General features: G+C 68.5%; 26 protein-coding genes and 1 pseudogene. 25 read left to right on the top strand and 2 right to left on the bottom strand.

What is annotated here, in order from left to right:
- Window positions 1-217 precede the first annotated feature (217 nt).
- Window positions 218-430: pseudogene (locus tag ACFVWY_RS34870) on the top strand (Scr1 family TA system antitoxin-like transcriptional regulator); the annotation flags it as partial.
- Between the two features lie 2 nt (window positions 431-432).
- Entirely contained in the window at window positions 433-648 is a 216-nt protein-coding gene (locus ACFVWY_RS34875; RefSeq protein WP_389878961.1) for a DUF397 domain-containing protein, read from the top strand.
- 88 nt (window positions 649-736) lie between these two features.
- Here the strand turns inward: ACFVWY_RS34875 and ACFVWY_RS34880 are convergent, their stop codons facing one another.
- Together ACFVWY_RS34880 and ACFVWY_RS34885 are read right to left on the bottom strand one after the other, a co-directional pair.
- Entirely contained in the window at window positions 737-3,025 is a 2,289-nt protein-coding gene (locus tag ACFVWY_RS34880; protein WP_389878954.1) for an RNA repair domain-containing protein, read from the bottom strand.
- Window positions 3,025-4,791 (bottom strand): RNA ligase family protein, encoded by a 1,767-nt coding sequence (locus ACFVWY_RS34885; RefSeq protein ID WP_389878955.1) that lies wholly within the window; start codon window positions 4,789-4,791, stop codon window positions 3,025-3,027. Before ACFVWY_RS34885 ends, ACFVWY_RS34880 begins: the two co-directional genes overlap by 1 nt.
- Before the next feature lie 513 nt (window positions 4,792-5,304).
- Here ACFVWY_RS34885 and rpsJ point away from each other — a divergent pair.
- From rpsJ to ACFVWY_RS35000, 23 genes are all read left to right on the top strand, one after another.
- Complete coding sequence (rpsJ, locus tag ACFVWY_RS34890) at window positions 5,305-5,613, top strand: 30S ribosomal protein S10 (protein WP_003948644.1); 309 nt, start codon at window positions 5,305-5,307, stop codon at window positions 5,611-5,613.
- 13 nt (window positions 5,614-5,626) lie between these two features.
- Entirely contained in the window at window positions 5,627-6,271 is a 645-nt protein-coding gene (rplC, locus tag ACFVWY_RS34895) for a 50S ribosomal protein L3 (RefSeq protein WP_376683600.1), read from the top strand.
- Between the two features lie 4 nt (window positions 6,272-6,275).
- A complete protein-coding gene (gene rplD / locus ACFVWY_RS34900; RefSeq protein WP_093897249.1) occupies window positions 6,276-6,926 on the top strand; it encodes a 50S ribosomal protein L4 in 651 nt (216 codons plus the stop codon).
- The gene (gene rplW / locus ACFVWY_RS34905; protein ID WP_189544130.1) at window positions 6,926-7,249 is read left to right on the top strand and encodes a 50S ribosomal protein L23; all 324 of its coding nucleotides are present in this window, start codon (window positions 6,926-6,928) and stop codon (window positions 7,247-7,249) included. Before rplD ends, rplW begins: the two co-directional genes overlap by 1 nt.
- 40 nt (window positions 7,250-7,289) lie before the next feature.
- A complete protein-coding gene (gene rplB, locus ACFVWY_RS34910; RefSeq protein ID WP_072485540.1) occupies window positions 7,290-8,126 on the top strand; it encodes a 50S ribosomal protein L2 in 837 nt (278 codons plus the stop codon).
- 12 nt (window positions 8,127-8,138) lie between these two features.
- On the top strand, window positions 8,139-8,420 hold the full coding sequence (rpsS, locus tag ACFVWY_RS34915) for a 30S ribosomal protein S19 (protein ID WP_003966956.1): 282 nt from the start codon (window positions 8,139-8,141) through the stop codon (window positions 8,418-8,420).
- Between the two features lie 43 nt (window positions 8,421-8,463).
- Window positions 8,464-8,811: a 50S ribosomal protein L22 gene (gene rplV, locus ACFVWY_RS34920; protein ID WP_004571827.1), complete on the top strand. Its 348-nt coding sequence runs from the start codon at window positions 8,464-8,466 to the stop codon at window positions 8,809-8,811.
- Window positions 8,811-9,653: a 30S ribosomal protein S3 gene (gene rpsC, locus ACFVWY_RS34925; RefSeq protein WP_093540760.1), complete on the top strand. Its 843-nt coding sequence runs from the start codon at window positions 8,811-8,813 to the stop codon at window positions 9,651-9,653. The genes rplV and rpsC overlap by 1 nt, the downstream gene beginning before the upstream one ends.
- Window positions 9,654-9,658: 5 nt before the next feature.
- The gene (gene rplP / locus ACFVWY_RS34930; RefSeq protein ID WP_072485538.1) at window positions 9,659-10,078 is read left to right on the top strand and encodes a 50S ribosomal protein L16; all 420 of its coding nucleotides are present in this window, start codon (window positions 9,659-9,661) and stop codon (window positions 10,076-10,078) included.
- Window positions 10,078-10,302, top strand: coding sequence for a 50S ribosomal protein L29 (gene rpmC, locus ACFVWY_RS34935; RefSeq protein WP_014047786.1), 225 nt, complete (start codon window positions 10,078-10,080; stop codon window positions 10,300-10,302). Before rplP ends, rpmC begins: the two co-directional genes overlap by 1 nt.
- Window positions 10,302-10,586, top strand: a complete 285-nt coding sequence (gene rpsQ / locus ACFVWY_RS34940) for a 30S ribosomal protein S17 (protein ID WP_030977953.1) — start codon at window positions 10,302-10,304, stop codon at window positions 10,584-10,586. Before rpmC ends, rpsQ begins: the two co-directional genes overlap by 1 nt.
- A gap of 116 nt (window positions 10,587-10,702) precedes the next feature.
- Window positions 10,703-11,071 carry a 50S ribosomal protein L14 gene (rplN, locus tag ACFVWY_RS34945; protein WP_003966950.1) on the top strand — a complete coding sequence of 123 codons (369 nt, stop codon included), beginning with the start codon at window positions 10,703-10,705 and terminating at the stop codon, window positions 11,069-11,071.
- Window positions 11,072-11,073: 2 nt separating this feature from the next.
- On the top strand, window positions 11,074-11,397 hold the full coding sequence (gene rplX, locus ACFVWY_RS34950; RefSeq protein WP_003966949.1) for a 50S ribosomal protein L24: 324 nt from the start codon (window positions 11,074-11,076) through the stop codon (window positions 11,395-11,397).
- Window positions 11,397-11,954: a 50S ribosomal protein L5 gene (gene rplE, locus ACFVWY_RS34955; protein WP_093540759.1), complete on the top strand. Its 558-nt coding sequence runs from the start codon at window positions 11,397-11,399 to the stop codon at window positions 11,952-11,954. Before rplX ends, rplE begins: the two co-directional genes overlap by 1 nt.
- Before the next feature lie 2 nt (window positions 11,955-11,956).
- Window positions 11,957-12,142, top strand: a complete 186-nt coding sequence (locus ACFVWY_RS34960; protein WP_003956452.1) for a type Z 30S ribosomal protein S14 — start codon at window positions 11,957-11,959, stop codon at window positions 12,140-12,142.
- 224 nt (window positions 12,143-12,366) lie between these two features.
- Window positions 12,367-12,765, top strand: coding sequence for a 30S ribosomal protein S8 (gene rpsH, locus ACFVWY_RS34965; RefSeq protein WP_389878956.1), 399 nt, complete (start codon window positions 12,367-12,369; stop codon window positions 12,763-12,765).
- Window positions 12,766-12,786: 21 nt separating this feature from the next.
- Window positions 12,787-13,326 (top strand): 50S ribosomal protein L6, encoded by a 540-nt coding sequence (rplF, locus tag ACFVWY_RS34970; protein WP_389878957.1) that lies wholly within the window; start codon window positions 12,787-12,789, stop codon window positions 13,324-13,326.
- A gap of 2 nt (window positions 13,327-13,328) precedes the next feature.
- A complete protein-coding gene (gene rplR, locus ACFVWY_RS34975; RefSeq protein WP_385208245.1) occupies window positions 13,329-13,712 on the top strand; it encodes a 50S ribosomal protein L18 in 384 nt (127 codons plus the stop codon).
- A 46-nt stretch (window positions 13,713-13,758) separates the two neighbouring features.
- Window positions 13,759-14,364 carry a 30S ribosomal protein S5 gene (gene rpsE / locus ACFVWY_RS34980; protein ID WP_030914151.1) on the top strand — a complete coding sequence of 202 codons (606 nt, stop codon included), beginning with the start codon at window positions 13,759-13,761 and terminating at the stop codon, window positions 14,362-14,364.
- On the top strand, window positions 14,364-14,546 hold the full coding sequence (gene rpmD / locus ACFVWY_RS34985; protein ID WP_018550611.1) for a 50S ribosomal protein L30: 183 nt from the start codon (window positions 14,364-14,366) through the stop codon (window positions 14,544-14,546). Before rpsE ends, rpmD begins: the two co-directional genes overlap by 1 nt.
- 1 nt (window position 14,547) lies before the next feature.
- Entirely contained in the window at window positions 14,548-15,003 is a 456-nt protein-coding gene (gene rplO, locus ACFVWY_RS34990; RefSeq protein ID WP_389878958.1) for a 50S ribosomal protein L15, read from the top strand.
- Between the two features lie 216 nt (window positions 15,004-15,219).
- The gene (gene secY / locus ACFVWY_RS34995) at window positions 15,220-16,539 is read left to right on the top strand and encodes a preprotein translocase subunit SecY (protein WP_389878959.1); all 1,320 of its coding nucleotides are present in this window, start codon (window positions 15,220-15,222) and stop codon (window positions 16,537-16,539) included.
- Window positions 16,539-17,195 (top strand): adenylate kinase, encoded by a 657-nt coding sequence (locus ACFVWY_RS35000; protein WP_389878960.1) that lies wholly within the window; start codon window positions 16,539-16,541, stop codon window positions 17,193-17,195. Before secY ends, ACFVWY_RS35000 begins: the two co-directional genes overlap by 1 nt.
- Window positions 17,196-17,290 lie beyond the last annotated feature (95 nt).

Here is a 17,290-nt window from a genome sequence, read left to right on the forward strand (position 1 = left end):
GGGGTTGTTTCCCCGGGTTCTTAAAAGCTTTATGCGTCGTGGCGCACGGCGTCGCGGTCCACCGGGTCGCGGAAACCCGCGACCCGGTGAACCGGACCGGCTGAGCCGGAAGTCCCTGCCCAGCACGCGGCCGTGGACGGCGGTGCGGGTGGGGGAGAGCGCCACGGTGAACTCCCTGGTGGGAGCGGAATGTTCGGTTCGGGTGATGTCGGCCATCCGCGAGGAGCGCGCGGGAATTGACGGTGAGATTCAGGTGCTGAAGTTCAAGGACGGTACGGCCGTGGGGCGCTCCGACGGGGCGTTCGGCAGCCGCCCGCTGTCCGACCCGAAACAGCTCCGGATCCTTGAACTGCGGGATGGCATGATCCGGGCCCAATCTCTCACTCCGCGTGAGTCGTTGGCCTTCATCGAGCAACTTCTGGGAGAAACACGATCCGCGAGCTCTCCACCGCGAGCGGCCTTGAGCTGGAGTGGCGTAAGAGCAGCTACAGCAGCTACAGCAGCTACAGCAGCAACGGCAGCGAGACTGATTGCGTCGAGGTAGCCGCTGCCTCCGGCACGGTTCACGTTCGGGACTCCAAGAATGCTCAGGGCCCCCGCCTCGGATTCGGTCTCAACGCCTGGGCGGGCTTCGTCTCGCGCGTGTGAGGAACTGAGCAGCCGTGCCCCGGTGCCCGCCGAGCCGGGCGTCGGGACGCATCGGTGATGTGGGGGCTCTCGTCGGCCGTTCTCGTCGTCACCGCAGCTCCGGTTCCTGGCCCAGGGCCGTGCGGTGGAGGGTTGCCCCGGGGAGCCCGCGGAGCAGTTCGGCGCCGATCTCCGCGAGCCGGGCGGCGTCGGGCGGGGTGCGGCCGAGGCCGAGGGCGTACTGGACATGTGTGGCGTCCGAGCCGCACGGGCGGGGCCAGGCGCGGGCGTCCGGGGCGCCCGCCTCCGCGAGGGCGGCGAGCAGGGCGAGTGCCCGGCCGCGGAACCGCCCCTCGTCCGCCTCGTGGCGCACGGAGACCAGCGCCCAGCCCGCGTGGTCCGCGTACGGGGACGGCGGGGTACGGAGGAGCGCGCGCGGTACGGGCCCGGCGTCGGCGGCCGACTCCAGGATCTCCCAGGCGCGCAGCAGCTCCCCGGCGATCAGCTCGCGTCCGGCCGGGGAGACCTGGGCCGTGCAGGAGCGGACCGGGGCGGTCGGCGTCAGCACGGTGAGCGGGGCGCCCGGGAGGGCCTCACCCGGGCCGACCGCCTCGTCCCAGTCCCGGACGGTCCAGGTGGCGAAGAAGTGCCGCAGCAGCGGGACCGGCCGCAGGTGCCCGGACTCGTGCGCGGTACGGGCCGCCAGCACCGCCCAGGCGAGGCCCGGCAGCCCGCCGAACGGGGCGGAGTCCAGGCCGCGGGCCCGCGCCCACCCCTTCACCTCCCGGGCGAGCCGGGTGAACGCCGCCCGGTGCGGGTCCGCCGCTCCGGCGACCGCCTCCGCGTCGCTCACCGCGCTGAGTGCCACGGCCGCCGCCCCGCCCAGCTCCTCCCGGCGGGCCACGGCGTCGTCAGGAGGGACGGCCCCCGTCGCCACGGTCACCAGGTCGACACCGAGACCGTCCAGCGCGAAGCGCAGCCCCGGCACCCGGGCACCGGTCACCTCGCGCAGACCGGTGGCCTCCGGCAGCGCCCCGGCGAGCCGCCTGTGTACCTCTGGCAGGTCCACGGCGCCGGGCAGCGCCGCGACCAGGTCCACGTCCGCGCCGGGCAGCGCGCAGCCCATCCGCCGCGAGCCGGTCAGGTGGACGGACGCCCCGGGCAGCGCGGCGGTCACCCGGCGCACCACCTCGTCCGCACATGCCTCGTCCGCGCATGCCTCGCCCGCCTCCGACGAGGCGGGGCCCTCCGGCTCGTCGGCGGTCAGCACCACCCGCACCCCGAAGTGGTCCGAGACGTACAGCCCGTCCGGCCCCGGGGCCCGGCCCAGCAGTACCGCCGACGCGGGCCGCAGCCGCTCCGTACGGAGCAGCACCCGGTCCAGCCGGGAGACCCGCCCGGTCAGCGAGGAGACGGCGGCCAGCGGGTTGACCGAGGGGTCGAAAGTGGGCGTCCGGTCGTCCGCGCCGTGCACCTGGCTCCAGGCGTCGGCCATCGCCAGCCGGTTCTGCGGGGTGTCCCCGCCGTCGTTGAAGTCGCCGAGCAGCGCCAGATCGCCCTCGACCGCCGCCAGCCCCGTGGCCAGATCGGCCAGTTCCGCATCGCGGCGGCGCGCGCCATCGGCCGAGTGGTCGCTGCTGAGATGGGTCACCGCGACCGTCAGCGGCCCGTCCGGCCCGGCCACGGCCACGGCCGCGACCGCCTTGTGCGGACCGAGCGCGTGCAGCCCCGCCTCACGCACCGGCACCCTGCTGAGCAGCAGCAGCCCGCAGTCCGCGGTGTCCCGGCCCGCCGGATCGGCCCAGAAGGCGTACTCCGCGCGGATCCAGGGCGCCGCCAGCAGCAGGTCGAGCAGGGCGGGTTCGGCCTCCTGGAGGGCGATGACGTCGGAGTCCGCGGCGCGCAGCGCGTCGAGCAGGAGCGGCCTGCGCCGGGCGGTGTCGATGCGCTCGCTGTCGTAGCGGTCCCACAGGGTGTTCCAGGTCAGCACCGTCAGCGGACCGGAGGACGGGGCGGATGACCGGCCGGAGGACGGCGCGCCCTCCGGCGCGGAGGACGGCGCGGCCTCCGGCACGGGCACCCAGGCGGACCGGTCCGCCGCGTACGTGTGCGGTGTGCGGGAGACGAAGTACGGCGACGGCAGCCGGCGCCGGACCCGGACCCGTCCCGCCCGCGTCGCGTCGATCCGGTCCACGCCCGAGGAGCGGTCCCACACCAGCTCGCCGTCCGCCTCGAAGAACAGCACCCGGTGCCAGGGGATCTCCCCGCCGGGCGTGAACCGGGGCAGCGGCACCCGCTTGGCCTCCCGGCCGCGCTGCGCCACGCCCAGCACGAACCGCGCCGGATCGAACCGCCCGTCCCACCGGACCCGGTGGTAGATCTCCTCGCTGGTACGCATTACGCCTCGTCCTCCACGGTCCCGCTCGCGCCGATGTACCAGGTGCGGTGCGCCTGGCCGGGGTACGGGGGCACGAAACGGCGGACCTGCGCGTCGAGCACCCCGGGCGGCACCGGATGGCTCCGGCGCCCGTTGCGGCGTACCAGCTCCGCCTCGTCCACCAGGGCCACGGCATGGGTGAGCAGCGCGTCCCGGCGCCGGGCGACCGCGTGGACCAGGGAGCGCTGGTGGGCGTTGAGCGAGGTGGCGTCCCAGACGACGGTGCCGCCCGCCGAGAGCGCCGCGTCCAGCCGGCCGAGCCCCTCGCGCAGCACCTCCCCGTTGGCCCGCTGGTCCGCGCGCGAGCCCCGGGCCAGGCGCAGGTCGTCGAGCGCGAGGTACGTGTCGACGCCGGACAGCCCCCGGGCGAACGTGCTCTTGCCGCTGCCCGAGGGCCCGACCAGGTGCACCAGGCGGGGGAAGGCCCCGTCCCGCCAGCGCCAGGTCGCGGCGACGGCCTCCTCGGCGGTGGTGACCCGGCCCAGCGCGTACGCCTCACGGGCCTGCGCCAGACAGCGGTCGGCGGCGTCGGGCGCCAGGTCGGCGAAGGCCTCCCGCAGCCCGGCCGGTTCCGCCACCTCCTGCGCGTACAGCGCCGACCACTCCACCTGCTCGCGCGCCCCGGCGTCCTCGGCCACGGCTCCGGCGAGCGCGTGCAGCAGCGGCAGGGCGGCGGCGCGGGACATCCGGGCCAGCCCGGCGTGGCGCTCCTCGTCCGGGTACGGGAGGTGCAGCGCGGGGTGCAGTCCGACGAGGTCCGCGACGCGGCGGGCGAGCGGCATCCCCAGCGCCGGTGCCAGCGCCGCTCCGAGCCCGGCGCGGCGGGAGCGGTGCAGGAGCGCGGCCAGTACGCCGGTCAGCCGGTCCTCGCCGGTGACACCCAGCGCGTCCAGGGCACCGGCCGCCGCCGCGGCGGCCCCGGCGTCCACACCCGCCATGGCTCCCGCGTCCTCGGCCTTCCCGCCCGCGGCCGTGGCTCCCGCGTCCTCCGCCGGTCCGCCCGCGGCCGTGGCTCCGGCACCCGCCGACGCCACGCCCGCCGCCGTGGCCAGTGCCTCCGCGTCGGCCGGGGCCCCGGACCGTACGGCCCAGAGCGCGGCGGCCGGGCCCAGCCCGTTCGCCACCACCGCGGCGTGCATCCAGTGGGTATCGGTCCGCACATGGCCCGGCCGGACCCACTTGGCCACCAGCCGCCCGAAGTCCGCGGCGCGGAAGCCGTCCGCGGGCCGCACCACGTACCCCTCCTGCCGCCCGGTGTCCGGACTCAGCGCCCGCAGCGCCTTCTCGGCGCGGGCGTCGAACACCCCGCGCCACAGCACCGGCGGCACCGGAATCCCCAGCTCCCGCAGGAACGCCACGGTCCGGTCCCAGCCCAGGCAGTGCTCCCGGTCCCAGACGGAGAAGCCGTAGAAGAAGCTCTCCAGGCCGTCGTACGGGATCGAGTGGCGCGCGAACATGTTCTCGCCGCAGATCCGCCACCCGTCCGGGACGCGTGCCCCGATCCGGCCCTGGAGCGCCTTCACCCAGCCCCGGGAGGGGTGGTGCGCGGAGTCGAGGGAGCGGGCGTGCAGCCCGTCGGCGTAGAGCGTGGTGTTCTCGCCGTCCAGCTTCTCGGTGACGACCACCTCGCGGCCGGTCAGCCCGGCGAGGTCCGCGATCCGTACGTCGTCCGAGGTGGCGCCGGGGGACCAGGGCAGATGCGGGGTGCGCGGGTAGTGCCTACGCATGATCGATGCCCCCGTGACGACGCCCTGTCCGGCCGGTCACTTTAGGCGGGGGGACGTGCCCCGTCCCACCCGATTACGGCCCGGGAGCCCGGCCCGGTCCCGCTCCGTCGCGTGCCCGCATTTGACCGGGCGACCGCGCGGGGTAGGATTCCACGCTCGATTGGCCAGGCTCGTGCCCCGTATGGCACACTGACCAGGTTGCTCGGTTGAGTGTCAATGCTGCGCGCCTCCCGCCGGGAGGACCGGAAGCGAGTCCCACAGTACTCGTCGACCCCTTGCGGGTCGGACGTACGGGAATCTTCCGGGAAGCGTCAGTGGGGCACCGGCCAGGCACCCGGTGGGTGTTTCGCCCCCGGTCCTGCGGTCCTCGGGCCCGCACCCCCTTGGTTGGGAAATCCTTCGGGAGATCTGCGTAGAGGGGATGCGACACGCCCGACCGCGTGGGTCGGAGACGAAGTCGTTAGAACCCCCGGGTTCCAGAGCGTTACAAGAGAGACAGGACTACTAGTAGCCATGGCGGGACAGAAGATCCGCATCCGGCTCAAGGCCTACGACCACGAGGTCATCGACTCCTCGGCGAAGAAGATCGTCGAGACGGTGACCCGCACTGGTGCGTCGGTCGCAGGCCCGGTGCCGCTGCCCACTGAGAAGAACGTGTACTGCGTCATCAAGTCGCCGCACAAGTACAAGGACTCGCGCGAGCACTTCGAGATGCGCACGCACAAGCGCCTCATCGACATCCTCGACCCCACGCCGAAGACGGTTGACTCGCTGATGCGTCTCGACCTGCCGGCGGGCGTCGACATCGAGATCAAGCTCTGAGGTGACGCGCGAGATGGCTAAGAACATTAAGGGCGTCCTGGGCGAGAAGCTCGGCATGACCCAGGTCTGGGACGAGAACAACCGGGTCGTCCCGGTGACCGTCGTCAAGGCCGGGCCCTGCGTCGTCACCCAGATCCGCACCAACGACAGCGACGGCTACGAAGCGGTCCAGATCGCCTTCGGCGAGATCGACCCCCGCAAGGTGAACAAGCCCCTCAAGGGCCACTTCGCCAAGGCCGACGTGACCCCGCGCCGCCACCTGGTGGAGCTCCGCACCTCCGACGCCAGCGAGTACACGCTGGGCCAGGAGGTCACTGCCGAGGTGTTCGAGTCCGGCGTCAAGGTTGACGTCACGGGCAAGAGCAAGGGCAAGGGCTTCGCCGGTGTGATGAAGCGTCACAACTTCAAGGGCGGCAAGGCGTCCCACGGTGCCCACCGTGTGCACCGTATGCCTGGCTCCATCGGTGGCTGTGCCACTCCCGGCCGTGTCTTCAAGGGCATGCGCATGGCGGGTCGCATGGGCAACGAGCGTGTCACCACCCAGAACCTGACCATCCACGCGGTTGACGCGGAGAAGGGTCTGCTCCTCATCAAGGGCGCAGTCCCCGGTCCGAACGGCGGCCTCGTCCTGGTCCGTACCGCGGCCAAGGGGGCTTGAGGTAATGAGCACCATTGACATCCTTTCGCCGGCAGGCGACAAGGCCGGTACCGTCGAGCTCCCCTCGGAGATCTTCGACGCGAAGACCAGCGTTCCGCTGATCCACCAGGTCGTCGTCGCGCAGCTGGCAGCTGCCCGTCAGGGCACGCACAAGACCAAGACCCGCGGCGAAGTCCGTGGTGGTGGCCGCAAGCCGTACCGCCAGAAGGGCACCGGCCGCGCGCGCCAGGGTTCGACCCGTGCGCCGCAGTTCGCCGGCGGTGGCGTCGTCCACGGCCCGCAGCCGCGTGACTACTCGCAGCGGACCCCGAAGAAGATGAAGGCCGCCGCCCTGCGTGGTGCCCTCTCCGACCGGGCCCGCCACTCCCGCATCCACGTCGTGACCGGCGTGGTGGACGGTGCAGTCTCCACGAAGGCCGCCAAGACGCTGTTCGGCAAGATCTCGGAGCGCAAGAACCTGCTCCTGGTCGTCGACCGTGCCGACGAGGCCGCGTGGCTGTCCGCCCGCAACCTGCCCCAGGTGCACATCCTGGAGCCGGGCCAGCTGAACACGTACGACGTGATCGTCTCTGACGACGTGGTCTTCACCCAGGCCGCCTTCGAGTCCTTCGTGTCTGGCCCCCAGACCGCTGAGACCGAAGGGAGCGACGCCTGATGAGCGAGGCGACCGTTACCAGCAAGACCTACTCGGACCCGCGCGACGTTCTCGTCAAGCCGGTCGTTTCCGAGAAGAGCTACGCGCTGCTCGACGAGAACAAGTACACGTTCATCGTCGCGCCCGGCTCCAACAAGACCCAGATCAAGCAGGCCGTGGAAGCGGTCTTCTCGGTCAAGGTCACCGGGGTCAACACGATCAACCGGCAGGGCAAGCGCAAGCGCACCCGCACCGGTTTCGGCAAGCGCGCCGACACGAAGCGCGCCATCGTGACCCTCGCCGAGGGCGACCGTATCGACATCTTCGGCGGTCCGACCGCCTAAGGGCGGTCTGGATCGTCCGGAATCGGACGAGGACTGAGAAATGGGTATCCGCAAGTACAAGCCGACGACCCCGGGCCGTCGTGGCTCCAGCGTCGCCGACTTTGTCGAGATCACGCGGTCCACGCCGGAGAAGTCGCTGGTCCGCCCCCTGCACAGCAAGGGCGGCCGTAACAACGCCGGTCGTGTGACTGTTCGCCACCAGGGTGGTGGCCACAAGCGCGCCTACCGCGTGATCGACTTCCGTCGTCACGACAAGGACGGCGTGCCGGCCAAGGTCGCGCACATCGAGTACGACCCGAACCGCACCGCGCGCATCGCGCTGCTCCACTACGCGGACGGCGAGAAGCGCTACATCATCGCGCCGCGTGGCCTGTCGCAGGGTGACCGTGTCGAGAACGGCCCGGCCGCCGACATCAAGCCCGGCAACAACCTGGCGCTGCGCAACATCCCGGTCGGTACGACCATCCACGCCATCGAGCTGCGGCCCGGCGGCGGCGCGAAGTTCGCCCGCTCCGCGGGTGCCTCCGTGCAGCTGCTGGCGAAGGAGGGCACCATGGCCCACCTTCGCATGCCGTCGGGTGAGATCCGCCTGGTCGACGCCCGCTGCCGCGCCACGATCGGCGAGGTCGGCAACGCCGAGCAGTCGAACATCAACTGGGGCAAGGCCGGCCGTATGCGCTGGAAGGGCGTCCGCCCGACCGTCCGCGGTGTCGCGATGAACCCGGTTGACCACCCGCACGGTGGTGGTGAAGGCAAGACCTCCGGTGGTCGCCACCCGGTCTCGCCGTGGGGTCAGAAGGAGGGTCGTACTCGTTCGCCGAAGAAGGCATCGAACAAGTACATCGTCCGCCGCCGCAAGACGAACAAGAAGCGCTAGGAGCGGGTTTAGATGCCGCGCAGTCTCAAGAAGGGGCCCTTCGTCGACGGCCACCTCATCAAGAAGGTGGACGTACAGAACGAGGCAGGCACCAAGAACGTCATCAAGACCTGGTCCCGTCGCTCGATGATCGTCCCGGCCATGCTGGGTCACACCATCGCGGTGCACAACGGCAAGATCCACGTCCCGGTGTTCGTCACCGAGTCGATGGTCGGCCACAAGCTCGGCGAGTTCTCGCCGACTCGCACCTTCCGCGGCCACGTCAAGGACGACCGGAAGTCGAAGCGCCGCTAATCGCGGGGTGGAACGACTAATGACTTACACCGAAGGGACAACCATGGAAGCCAGGGCCCAGGCGCGGTACATCCGCGTCACGCCCATGAAGGCCCGCCGCGTGGTGGACCTCATCCGTGGCATGGATGCCACGGAGGCTCAGGCGGTCCTGCGTTTCGCCCCGCAGGCCGCGAGCGTGCCGGTTGGCAAGGTGCTGGACAGCGCCATTGCCAACGCCGCACACAACTACGACCACACCGACGCCTCTTCGCTGGTCATCAGCGAGGCGTACGTGGACGAGGGCCCGACCCTGAAGCGGTTCCGTCCGCGTGCTCAGGGCCGTGCCTACCGGATCCGTAAGCGGACCAGCCACATCACCGTGGTCGTCAGCAGCAAGGAAGGAACCCGGTAATGGGCCAGAAGGTAAACCCGCACGGGTTCCGGCTCGGCATTACCACGGACTTCAAGTCCCGTTGGTACGCCGACAAGCTGTACAAGGACTACGTCAAGGAAGACGTCGCCATTCGTCGCATGATGACGAAGGGCATGGAGCGGGCCGGCATCTCCAAGGTGGAGATCGAGCGCACCCGCGACCGCGTCCGCGTTGACATCCACACCGCGCGTCCCGGCATCGTCATCGGTCGCCGCGGCGCCGAGGCGGACCGCATCCGCGGCGAGCTGGAGAAGCTGACCGGCAAGCAGGTCCAGCTGAACATCCTCGAGGTCAAGAACCCCGAGGTGGACGCTCAGCTGGTGGCCCAGGCCGTCGCCGAGCAGCTCTCCTCCCGCGTCTCCTTCCGTCGGGCCATGCGCAAGAGCATGCAGTCCTCGATGAAGGCCGGCGCCAAGGGCATCAAGATCCAGTGCGGTGGCCGCCTCGGCGGCGCCGAGATGTCCCGCTCGGAGTTCTACCGCGAGGGCCGTGTGCCCCTGCACACCCTCCGCGCGAACGTCGACTACGGCTTCTTCGAGGCCAAGACGACCTTCGGCCGCATCGGCGTGAAGGTCTGGATCTACAAGGGCGACGTCAAGAACATCGCCGAGGTCCGCGCCGAGAACGCCGCTGCCCGCGCCGGCAACCGCCCGGCCCGTGGCGGCGCTGACCGCCCGGCCGGCCGTGGTGGCCGCGGTGGCGAGCGTGGCGGTCGCGGTCGCAAGCCGCAGCAGCAGTCGGCCCCGGCTGCCGAGGCCCCCAAGGCCGAGGCTCCCGCCGCTGCCGCTCCGGCTGCCGAGAGCACCGGAACGGAGGCCTGACCGAAATGCTGATCCCCCGTAGGGTCAAGCACCGCAAGCAGCACCACCCGAAGCGCAGCGGTATGTCCAAGGGTGGCACGCAGGTTGCGTTCGGCGAGTACGGCATCCAGGCGCTGACCCCGGCGTACGTGACGAACCGTCAGATCGAGGCCGCTCGTATCGCGATGACCCGTCACATCAAGCGTGGCGGCAAGGTCTGGATCAACATCTACCCGGACCGTCCCCTGACGAAGAAGCCTGCCGAGACCCGCATGGGTTCCGGTAAGGGTTCTCCCGAGTGGTGGATCGCGAACGTCAAGCCCGGTCGGGTGATGTTCGAGCTGTCCTACCCGAACGAGAAGATTGCTCGTGAGGCGCTCACCCGCGCTGCTCACAAGCTTCCGATGAAGTGCCGCATCGTCCGGCGCGAGGCAGGTGAGGCGTGATGTCGGCCGGAACCAAGGCGTCCGAACTGCGCGAGCTGGGCAACGAGGAGCTGCTCAACAAGCTCCGCGAGGCCAAGGAAGAGCTGTTCAACCTCCGCTTCCAGGCGGCGACCGGGCAGCTCGAGAACCACGGTCGGCTCAAGTCCGTCCGTAAGGACATCGCCCGGATCTACACCCTGATGCGCGAGCGCGAGCTGGGCATCGAGACGGTGGAGAGCGTCTGATGAGCGAGAAGACTGTGACTGAGACGAACACCGACCGCGGTTTCCGCAAGACCCGCGAGGGTCTGGTCGTCAGCGACAAGATGGACAAGACCGTCGTCGTCGCTGTCGAGGACCGTGTCAAGCACGCGCTGTACGGCAAGGTCATCCGCCGTACGAACAAGCTCAAGGCGCACGACGAGCAGAACGCCGCTGGCGTCGGCGACCGTGTCCTCCTGATGGAGACCCGGCCGCTGTCCGCCACGAAGCGGTGGCGCGTCGTCGAGATCCTCGAGAAGGCCAAGTAATTCCTGAGGGGCATTCCCCTCAGGCAAGTTCCGCCAGGCTCGGCGGGGCCGTCGGCTGCGCGACAGCGCAGGCCTGACGGCCCCGCCGGGAACCGGCAGACGATCAGGAGATAGACGTGATCCAGCAGGAGTCGCGACTTCGCGTCGCCGACAACACGGGTGCGAAGGAAATCCTCACCATCCGTGTTCTCGGTGGTTCGGGTCGCCGCTACGCGGGCATCGGTGACGTCATCGTCGCCACCGTCAAGGACGCGATCCCCGGTGGCAACGTGAAGAAGGGTGACGTCGTCAAGGCGGTCATCGTTCGCACCGTCAAGGAGCGTCGCCGTCAGGATGGCTCGTACATCCGCTTCGACGAGAACGCCGCCGTCATTCTGAAGAACGACGGTGACCCCCGCGGCACCCGCATCTTCGGCCCGGTGGGCCGGGAACTGCGCGAGAAGAAGTTCATGAAGATCATCTCGCTCGCGCCGGAGGTGCTGTAAGCATGAAGATCAAGAAGGGCGACCTGGTTCAGGTCATCACCGGTAAGGACAAGGGCAAGCAGGGCAAGGTCATCGTGGCCTACCCCGCCCAGGACCGTGTCCTCGTCGAGGGTGTCAACCGGGTCAAGAAGCACACCAAGGCCGGTCAGACCGCTCGCGGTTCGCAGACCGGTGGCATCGTCACGACCGAGGCCCCCATCCACGTGAGCAACGTTCAGCTCGTCGTGGAGAAGGACGGCAACAAGGTCGTCACGCGCGTCGGTTACCGCTTCGACGACGAAGGCAACAAGATCCGCGTTGCCAAGCGGACGGGTGAGGACATCTGATGGCTACCACCACCACTCCGCGTCTGAAGACGAAGTACCGCGAGGAGATCGCCGGAAAGCTGCGTGAGGAGTTCTCTTACGAGAACGTCATGCAGGTCCCCGGCCTCGTGAAGATCGTGGTCAACATGGGTGTGGGCGACGCCGCCCGCGACTCCAAGCTGATCGACGGCGCCGTGCGCGACCTCACCACGATCACCGGTCAGAAGCCGGCCGTGACCAAGGCCCGCAAGTCCATCGCGCAGTTCAAGCTGCGCGAGGGTCAGCCGATCGGCTGCCACGTCACCCTTCGTGGTGACCGCATGTGGGAGTTCCTGGACCGTACGCTGTCGCTCGCGCTGCCGCGTATCCGTGACTTCCGTGGTCTGTCGCCGAAGCAGTTCGACGGCCGTGGCAACTACACGTTCGGTCTCACGGAGCAGGTCATGTTCCACGAGATCGACCAGGACAAGATCGACCGGGTCCGGGGCATGGACATCACCGTGGTCACCACGGCGACCAACGACGACGAGGGTCGTGCCCTTCTTCGTCACCTCGGCTTCCCGTTCAAGGAGAACTGACCGTGGCGAAGAAGGCTCTGATCGCTAAGGCCGCCCGTAAGCCGAAGTTCGGCGTTCGCGCGTACACGCGCTGCCAGCGCTGCGGCCGGCCCCACTCCGTCTACCGCAAGTTCGGCCTGTGCCGCGTGTGCCTTCGTGAGATGGCTCACCGTGGCGAGCTGCCGGGCGTGACCAAGAGCTCCTGGTAATTCTCCTTCGCCCCCAGGGCGTTGGGAATTAGCGGAAGCTCTCGGTAAGCATCTGGTCGGCAGGAGTCCGCCCTCACATGTCGTAGGCTTGTGGGGTTGGGCGCCTGCCGCCCATGACCGACTTACTACGCCGTAGGTCCCCGCACCGCACCCGTCCCGCCTCTGAGCGGGGAGAGGGATGGCGCATACAGGAAACCCCGGCGAGAGAGGCCGAAGGCCAATTCATGACCATGACTGATCCCATCGCAGACATGCTCACGCGTCTGCGCAACGCGAACTCGGCGTACCACGACTCTGTCGTGATGCCGCACAGCAAGATCAAGTCGCACATCGCGGAGATCCTCCAGCAGGAGGGCTTCATCACCGGCTGGAAGGTCGAGGACGCCGAGGTTGGCAAGAACCTCGTCCTCGAGCTGAAGTTCGGCCCGAACCGCGAGCGCTCGATCGCCGGCATCAAGCGCATCTCGAAGCCGGGTCTGCGTGTTTACGCAAAGTCCACCAACCTGCCGAAGGTTCTCGGCGGCCTGGGCGTGGCGATCATCTCCACGTCCTACGGCCTCCTGACCGGCCAGCAGGCTCAGAAGAAGGGCGTAGGTGGGGAAGTCCTCGCCTACGTCTGGTAGTCGGGAACGGAGGAATAGCTCATGTCGCGTATCGGCAAGCTCCCCATCCAGGTTCCCGCCGGTGTGGACGTCACCATCGATGGCCGTACGGTCGCCGTGAAGGGCCCCAAGGGCACCCTCACGCACACCGTTGCCGCGCCGATCGAGGTCACCAAGGGTGAGGACGGCTTCATCAGCGTCATCCGCCCGAACGACGAGCGTCAGAACAAGGCCCTGCACGGCCTGTCCCGCACGCTGGTGGCGAACATGATCACCGGTGTGACCAAGGGATACACCAAGGCGCTCGAAATCAGCGGTGTCGGTTACCGCGTCCAGGCGAAGGGCTCCAACCTGGAGTTCGCCCTGGGCTACAGCCACCCGATCGTCGTCGAGGCGCCGGAAGGCATCACCTTCAAGGTCGAGTCCCCGACCAAGCTGTCCGTCGAGGGAATCGACAAGCAGAAGGTCGGCGAAGTCGCGGCCAACATCCGCAAGCTGCGGAAGCCCGACCCGTACAAGGCGAAGGGCGTCAAGTACGCCGGCGAGGTCATCCGCCGCAAGGTCGGAAAGGCTGGTAAGTAGCCATGGCATACGGCGTGAAGATCGCCAAGGGCGACGCCTACAAGCGCGCCGCCCGCAAGCGTCGCCACATCCGTGTCCGCAAGCACGTCTCCGGCTCGCCGGAGCGTCCCCGCTTGGTCGTGACGCGGTCCAACCGCCACATGGTCGCTCAGGTCATCGACGACATCGCGGGCCACACGCTCGCGTCGGCGTCGACCCTGGACGTCTCCATCCGTGGTGGCGAGGGCGACAAGAGCAGCCAGGCCAAGCAGGTCGGCGCCCTGGTCGCTGAGCGTGCCAAGGCCGCAGGCGTCGAGGCCGTCGTGTTTGACCGCGGTGGTAACCAGTACGCCGGGCGGATTGCCGCTCTGGCTGACGCCGCCCGTGAAGCCGGTCTGAAGTTCTGAGCCCGGTTCCTACGCACAGCGGACGTAACAGAGAGAGGTAAATCCAATGGCTGGACCCCAGCGCCGCGGAAGCGGTGCCGGTGGCGGCGAGCGGCGGGACCGGAAGGGCCGTGACGGCGGCGCAGCTGCCGCCGAGAAGACCGCGTACGTTGAGCGCGTTGTCGCGATCAACCGCGTCGCCAAGGTTGTGAAGGGTGGTCGTCGCTTCAGCTTCACCGCGCTGGTCGTGGTGGGCGATGGTGACGGCACCGTCGGTGTCGGCTACGGCAAGGCCAAGGAAGTTCCCGCGGCCATCGCCAAGGGCGTGGAAGAGGCCAAGAAGAACTTCTTCAAGGTCCCGCGCATCCAGGGCACCATTCCTCACCCGATCCAGGGCGAGAAGGCCGCGGGCGTCGTCCTGCTGAAGCCTGCTTCCCCCGGTACCGGTGTGATCGCCGGTGGCCCGGTGCGCGCCGTTCTGGAGTGCGCCGGCGTTCACGACATCCTGTCGAAGTCGCTCGGCTCCGACAACGCGATCAACATCGTGCACGCGACCGTGGCGGCCCTCAAGGGCCTGCAGCGTCCCGAGGAGATCGCGGCTCGCCGTGGTCTGCCGCTTGAGGACGTCGCCCCCGCGGCTCTTCTCCGTGCGCGTGCGGGAGCGGGTGCGTAATGGCTCGCCTCAAGATCACGCAGACGAAGTCGTACATCGGCAGCAAGCAGAACCACCGCGACACCCTGCGTTCGCTCGGGCTCAAGCGCCTGCACGACGTGGTTGTCAAGGAGGACCGCCCCGAGTTCCGCGGAATGGTTCACACCGTCCGCCACCTCGTGACGGTTGAGGAGGTCGACTGACATGGCGGAGAACAAGCCGCTGAAGGCCCATGACCTCCGGCCCGCCCCGGGCGCCAAGACCGCCAAGACCCGTGTGGGTCGTGGTGAGGCGTCCAAGGGTAAGACCGCCGGTCGTGGTACCAAGGGCACCAAGGCCCGTTACCAGGTTCCGGAGCGCTTCGAGGGTGGGCAGATGCCCCTCCACATGCGCCTCCCGAAGCTCAAGGGCTTCAAGAACCCGTTCCGCACCGAGTACCAGGTCGTGAACCTGGACAAGCTCGCCGCCCTCTACCCCGAGGGTGGCGAGGTCACCGTGGCCGACCTGGTCGCCAAGGGTGCCGTGCGCAACAACCACCTCGTCAAGGTCCTCGGACAGGGCGAGATCTCCGTGGCGCTGCAGGTTTCGGTTGACGCCGTCTCCGGCTCCGCCAAGGAGAAGATCGCCGCCGCTGGCGGCACCGTCACCGAGCTCGTCTGAGACAACTCGATGGCCTGAACTACCCGACCGGGGATGCCTCTCATTTGGGGCATCCCCGGTTGGTCGTTCCTAGGGGGGCATGGTCGCCGGTAAGGTGGCGTGCGTCGTTGTGTGGTAACCCCTGGGCGCACGCCCGGGGACTTTGACTGTTTACGTATTCGTCGATCCTCAAGACCGTCACCTCTACGCTCTGCGCGGGGGGTCGCAGGAGGCACCGTGCTCACCGCGTTCGCCCGGGCGTTCAAGACGCCCGACCTGCGCAAGAAGCTGCTCTTCACGCTCGGCATCATCGTGATCTACCGGCTCGGGGCACATATCCCGGTTCCGGGAGTGAGTTACGAAAACGTCCAGATGTGTGTTGATCAGGCCAGTAAGGGCAATAACAGCCTCTTCGGTCTGGTGAACATGTTCAGTGGTGGTGCGCTGCTGCAGATCACGATCTTCGCGCTCGGCATCATGCCGTACATCACGGCCAGCATCATCCTTCAGCTGCTGACCGTGGTCATTCCCCGACTCGAGGCGCTCAAGAAGGAGGGGCAGTCCGGCCAGGCCAAGATCACGCAGTACACGCGTTATCTGACCGTCGCGCTCGCCATCCTCCAGGGCACCGGCCTGGTGGCCACCGCCACCAGCGGCGCGCTGTTCAGCGGCTGCCCGGTGGCCAAGGACATCGTCCCCAACCAGTCGATCTTCACGACCATCGTGATGGTCATCACGATGACCGCGGGTACCGCGGCCGTCATGTGGCTCGGTGAGCTCATCACCGACCGCGGTATCGGCAACGGCATGTCGATCCTGATGTTCATCTCGATCGCTGCCAGCTTCCCGGGCTCGCTCTGGGCCATCAAGACCAGCGGCAAGCTGGCCGACGGCTGGATCGAGTTCGGCACCGTCATCCTGATCGGCTTCGTGATGGTGGGGCTCGTCGTCTTCGTCGAGCAGGCCCAGCGCCGTATCCCGGTGCAGTACGCGAAGCGCATGATCGGCCGTAGGTCGTACGGCGGAACCTCCACGTACATTCCGCTGAAGGTCAACCAGGCGGGTGTGATCCCCGTCATCTTCGCTTCTTCGCTGCTCTACATTCCCGCCCTGATCGTCCAGTTCTCCAACTCCAACGCGGGCTGGGCGACCTGGATCAAGGACAACCTCGTCAAGGGCGATCACCCGTACTACATCACGGCGTACTTCCTGTTGATCGTCTTCTTCGCCTTCTTCTATGTGGCGATTTCGTTCAACCCCGAGGAAGTCGCCGACAACATGAAGAAGTATGGTGGGTTCATCCCGGGTATCCGGGCTGGTCGACCTACCGCCGAGTACCTGAGTTACGTGCTCAACAGGATCACTTGGCCGGGCTCGCTGTACCTGGGTCTGATCGCTCTTGTGCCGACGATGGCGTTGGCAGGCTTCGGTGGCGCAAACCAGAACTTCCCGTTCGGCGGGACGAGCATCCTGATCATCGTGGGTGTGGGTCTGGAGACCGTGAAGCAGATCGAGAGTCAGCTCCAGCAGCGCAATTACGAAGGGTTCCTCCGCTGATGCGAATCGTCCTCGTCGGGCCGCCCGGTGCCGGCAAGGGAACGCAGGCCGCGTACCTTGCCAAGAACCTGTCGATTCCCCAGATCTCCACGGGCGACCTCTTCCGCGCCAACATCAGCCAGGGCACCGACCTTGGCAAGCAGGCCCGCGCCTACATGGACGCCGGTCAGTTGGTTCCGGACGAGGTCACCATCGGGATGGCCAAGGACCGCATGTCCCAGCCGGACGCCGTGAACGGCTTCCTGCTGGACGGCTTCCCGCGCAACGTGGGCCAGGCCGAGGCTCTTGACGCCATGCTCAAGGACGAGGGCACCAAGCTCGACGCGGTCCTGGACCTGGAGGTCCCCGAGGACGAGGTGGTCAAGCGCATCGCGGGCCGCCGCATCTGCCGGAACGACGGTTCGCACGTCTTCCACGTGACCTACAACCCGCCGAAGACCGAGGGCGTCTGTGACGCCTGCGGTGGCGAGCTGTACCAGCGCGACGACGACAGCGAGGACACGGTCCGTACCCGGCTGGAGGTCTACCACACGCAGACCGAGCCGATCATCGACTACTACCGGGCGCAGAACCTGGTGGTCACCATCTCCGCGCTCGGCAAGGTCACCGATGTGACCGAGCGCGCGATGGAGGCTCTGCAGTCCGACAAGGGCTGAGCGCGACACCCGCAGTACCACGCAGTCGGCCGCGGGGCCCCCGGGGGCCCCGGGCCCGGGGGCGGGTACAAAAAAAACAACCCCCCCCCCCAAAA

Origin of the sequence: Streptomyces sp. NPDC058195 (assembly GCF_042883525.1) — a bacterium.
Lineage (GTDB): Bacteria > Actinomycetota > Actinomycetes > Streptomycetales > Streptomycetaceae > Streptomyces.